Annotated in this window: 3 protein-coding genes and 1 pseudogene; all 4 read right to left on the bottom strand. The window is 42.1% G+C overall.

The window, feature by feature from the left end:
- Positions 1 to 286 precede the first annotated feature (286 nt).
- The gene (locus EYB48_RS18865) at positions 287 to 2,752 is read right to left on the bottom strand and encodes an FG-GAP-like repeat-containing protein (RefSeq protein WP_162021922.1); all 2,466 of its coding nucleotides are present in this window, start codon (positions 2,750 to 2,752) and stop codon (positions 287 to 289) included.
- Between the two features lie 811 nt (positions 2,753 to 3,563).
- Positions 3,564 to 3,641: pseudogene (locus EYB48_RS19565) on the bottom strand (hypothetical protein); the annotation flags it as partial.
- 380 nt (positions 3,642 to 4,021) lie between these two features.
- Positions 4,022 to 4,648: a YbhB/YbcL family Raf kinase inhibitor-like protein gene (locus EYB48_RS18855; RefSeq protein ID WP_162021920.1), complete on the bottom strand. Its 627-nt coding sequence runs from the start codon at positions 4,646 to 4,648 to the stop codon at positions 4,022 to 4,024.
- Positions 4,649 to 4,652: 4 nt separating this feature from the next.
- On the bottom strand, positions 4,653 to 4,934 hold a 282-nt coding region (locus tag EYB48_RS19315), incomplete at its 5' end, for a hypothetical protein (RefSeq protein WP_235935302.1).

Raw genomic sequence — 4,934 nt, 5'->3', positions numbered from 1 at the left:
GGCGAGTTAAGTTATCAGCGGTAGGAAATTTCCGGCTAGGTCATTCTCACGGTCAGTTACACGTTTGACCGCCAGTTTTTTAAACTCGGTCGTATAAGCTTTTTTAGGTATCCTGCTCATTATTTGTTTTTTCAAAGTGTCGTTGATATTTTACGTCACATTTGGAAAATTATATTTCAGGGGAAACTCATTTCGCATCGAATTTTAAACTAATTAAAATATACAATTGGGCTAATCTACAATCGATAAGATCGTAGGCCAGCCCATAGAATGTATTGAAATAATATTAATAATTAGTGCAGCTTAAGCCCCAGTACCCTCTCATACAGACAGATGCAAGTTTAGCATCCTTTGGATTGCCCATAATCATAGTGCTGGCATAAATTGCAGAACCCCACCCATTTTTGTCAGAAAATTCATCCCTTGTTAAGTTTTTCAAAAAGCCAAAGCCAGTACCACTTGACAATGCGCAGCTGATACCGCTGGAATCCCGAATACACAAATCAGCTCTTCCATCACCATTAATGTCGGCCAACTTGATATTTTTAAAATTTAACGTATTCCAACTTTGAGCATCAGAGAGCTGATTGAGCTGTGTCCAAATTCTCGGAGTTTCGAAAGATACCGTATTAGCGTTAGAGGTAGAACGTGCACAGAAAAAACCATTAGAACCACGTCCACAAACATCAGCGATACCATCACCGTCAACGTCAGCAAACATAACCGTGCCACCGTAGTATTCTTGATTCCAACCCTGATTTCCTCCAAAGATATTTACTAGTTGCGCGCTAGAGAAACTAATAGTCGAAGTGCTTGTCGATTTATTTAAATAACAACTCACACCACCTTTAGTTCTATAACAAAGATCCAATTTACCATCTCCATTAATATCAGCAAAGGATAAGGTTTTATAATTACCATCCGCCTGAATATCAGCAACTGGCAAATTAGTTAAAATTGTAGTTTTAACACTAGAAAAACTGATGCTACCGTTGATACTTGTATTCAAAAAACAACCTAAATCAGATCCAATAACTGCACACAGATCAGCCTTACCATCACCGTTTATATCTGCTAAACGAATGGTCTTTTGCTTTTTAATATCGTTCCAACCGTTCACATCTGAGAATTCCGATGATACTTTAATGGCAGATTTGCTACTATAACCACCGCTTCCATCGTTGCCGACGCAATACAACCCATCTGACTTTCTATAGCAAAGATCATCTAATGTGCTACCGGTTATCTTTCCAAAAACTGCGGACTCATATTGACTTGGATCCGAAGTTGAAATTCCAGTATCGCCAAGCTGGCTGGAAACAGTGGCATATGCCGACGATAAAACATCCCAAACCTGCACACCTCCTTGACTAGATTTCTTCTGTGATACAGTTGTACATTCAGCCAAAGACAGTGAACCTGAGCTACCATCTAAGCATTTTGCGTTTCCAGATTTAATTTCACCGTTTTCAAACACGTGCCAGATTTGATTCTGACTGTTTGGCAAACAAGTCGCCATAGATAAAGCACTGTTGCCAGAAGTTAAGCATTTACCATTGGATTGAAGTTGCCCGTTACTAGCCAATGTCCAACGATCTCCATCACCTTTTACGTCTGAACAGCCTGAAAATGATAAAGAGGAATTAAGGCAAGAGCCGCTTTGTTGGTTTCGCAGCGACACCGTGCTTAAGCTCTTAAATAATCCCGTTTTATTGTTCCGGAACAGCATTGCCGAATATTGAGAATTGCAACCGCCACTTGTACTTTGACCAATTAATCGATCAAAGGGAGTATACGCATTGAAAATTGCGCATTTTTCTAAGAGCGCTGGATCATCAGCTTCAAACACGTTTGCGTCATAAACAGTATTGTATGTGCGATAACTTCTATAATCTGGCAATCCAGATACCTTCGTTCGATAATTCTCCAAAGCAGACACTGCAAACATTGCCGATAATACATGATCTTCATGATCAAAATTTGTACCCGACAGTGTGTAACTCGAATAGGGTAATCGGCTATGATCAAGAGTATTAATTCGATCTGGTGCCAATGCCACAAACAAGCTTGAAATTGTATCTATGATTTTCTGCTTAGATATATTTTGATCACAGCTTTTTGATATATTAAATTGACCACCTCCGTCAGCATATCCAGAGTCACTGGTATTCTGAGGAGATGTATTTAAGGTAAATGTATTGCCATTTGCATACCAAACATCATGAAGTGTATTTCCATGAGTCCAATTCATACCACTGGGATTCTCACCGTAATTGTCGTTGTAAAACGAATTTGGCATTGAAAAGGTGTAAAGCGTCACATTGGAACCGTTAAGCGTATGCTTCGAGTAAAAAGTTCCTGAATTACAATCGACGTCATTCCAACTGTTAGCTACACCAGCCATCTTTGAATATGCAGCTTTTTCTCCGTTTAGTCGACTTTGCCAGTATTGGGTATTATCCTGTCCGCTTGGTGGGTTATCCGAACCGGAGGTAAGATAAATAACAGACACCTTGTTGCCTTTAGCTATCGACTCTTTTACATCCGGATTCATAAATATCAAATCATCATCTTGATGAGCAGCTACGTATACATCACTCATTACCATCGTGGTTGCTAAAGATATTTTTTTCACAAAAGAATCGCCAGCAAAAGCACTTTTGTTGCTGTTTTGCACATCAGCACTACCACCACAAGCCACAAGAAAGATCGAGCAACCTAAGCTCGGTAAAGCCTTTAAATATTTCTTCATTTTGATGCTCCTAATATATAAATTTTTTCTGCGCTTCATCATTACGCAATCACATCGTACAGAATCTGGAAATAAGAACCGACCACCTTTGTTTTTTACCGAACAAAGCTAAGTAAAATTAACAAAATTTTTATTTGTTAATTTTTTGCATATAATGGCTTTATGATGGTGTAGTAGTGCAATGTACCCGGACACTGATTTAGGTGAGAATGCTCGCCATGAAGCGGCGTTTGATTAACAAGCAATGACTTATGTTTTCCCCTGAGTTTAAACAGCAGGCAGCCTGTCTGGTGCTCGATCATAGATATAGTTGTATCGAGGCGCGCGTTGAGCGTCTTGAGCAAGAGAATGCCATTTCAAAATGGCTACCGCGCTATTGATGTCAGAAAGGATAGAACGTACGTAAGCGCCTCACCTGAACCGTCATTGACTTTGCAGGCATAACGTACTGCTAAAATCAATACGCCAAGACGGCGTCGGCGGCACAGTGCCGAATTCAAGGCTCAGGTCATTCAAGCCTGCAAACAACCGGGGGTTTCCATTGCCGCCACGGCTTTGCGTTNCGACCGCAGTCGCTGCGACACCTGACATCGTGATTGAAATCAGACGAGGCGCCGCTAATGTGACTGTGCGCTGGCCGCAAGCTGCGGCCGCAGAGTGCGCCGGTTGACTGCAGAACTGGCTAAGATGATCCAGATAGATTCCATCTGGCTGGCAACCGAACCGTTTGATATGCGCGTCGGTATGGATACTGCACTGGTGTGAGCGGATGACCGATGCCGCTGTGTCCATTTAACTCGGCCTCATATTGGGCAACCCATCGACGGACTGCCGTCTCGCCAATGCCCATCGTTTGGCAAACTTGTGTAACACTTATTCCATCGTCCATCATGTACAAGTGTCCACTTATTAAGTGGACACGATCATCTACGCTTACGCACTTAACTTCAAGATGACTTCACCGGATGCTTACGCATGATGCGTGAGGAAGCGCACAGCAATTGGCCGCTTCAAAGTCAGTCGTTTAATTAAGTATAACGCTCCGATGGAAAGGCTGTTCCGAAGCTACAAAATGGAATGGTTGCCGTCAACAGGTGACATGACGGCACAAGAGCAAGCTAGACATCAGTCACCATGATGCACTAGTAAAACTGGAACGGCTATGGTAGTTCAATGAGGGATTGGCACCAGCCGTCACGGAACAAAGCTTAACGCAATGTCCGGGGTGTGTTGACCACTACCCCTCCCCCATAATTCTTATGGTTAGAATTATCGGCCGTAAGTCGCTGTAAACATCGCCTTCCCTAAAACATGAGCACCTAAACCACGATTGAGCAGGAAGCCATAAAGTGCTGACGTTCCTGTTTTAGGAACTCCGCCGGCAGCCACAATATCGGAAACATCTAATGCCCATACGGTAATTACATAGTTATGTGGCTTGTCTCCTACAGGAGGGCATGGACCGCCATAGTTTCCATTCACGCCTGTAACGCCTGTGTCTTGAAAGTCATTAGCACCACCGAATGCTGGTGCTGGTAACCGATCAGGAGCATTACCAACACCTCGAGCTAATGCGCTCGTGGAGGCTGGTATGTTATAGACAGTCCAATGGTAAAAACCTGTTCCAGTTGGTGCATCAGGATCATAGACAGTCACGACAAAAGATTTCGTACCGACGGGTGCATTACTCCAATGTATTTCGGGAGAGACATTACCCCCAGAACACCCAAAACCATTAGCTATGTATTTTGCATCAAAAGTTCCAGAATTCAAATCATTACTTGATGCAGTGAATTTCGGTACATCTGCAAAAGCATTGCTTCCCCCACAACCTGCTAAAATAGTAGACAGACCGGTAAGCGATATTGAGAGTAACGTAGCGGATAATTTAGACATGGTATTACCTTAAAAAATAGTTATTTGGATTTATTCTGTTCAGCAACGCGTAGCCATTGTGACTATATAAAAAGTTACTTATCTCACCAAAAGCAACAATCCACCAGGCTGATAGCATAGATTTAGATTCAAAAAATCGGAAAGCCGCGCATGTAAATTGTGCTTCAAAATACTTATTTTTAATATTTACATCTAACAAAGGTAGCCTTCGGAAATTTAAAACAGATAATCCTCTGCATAACTTCATCCTGATGTAACCCTCCCGTAAAATCATGCCATGCATAAC

Origin of the sequence: Cognatundibacterium crateris (assembly GCF_010078235.1) — a bacterium.
Lineage (GTDB): Bacteria > Pseudomonadota > Gammaproteobacteria > Burkholderiales > Burkholderiaceae_D > Undibacterium > Undibacterium crateris.
Note: the sequence above shows the minus strand (reverse complement) of the source record. Positions and strands in the feature narration are given on the sequence as shown.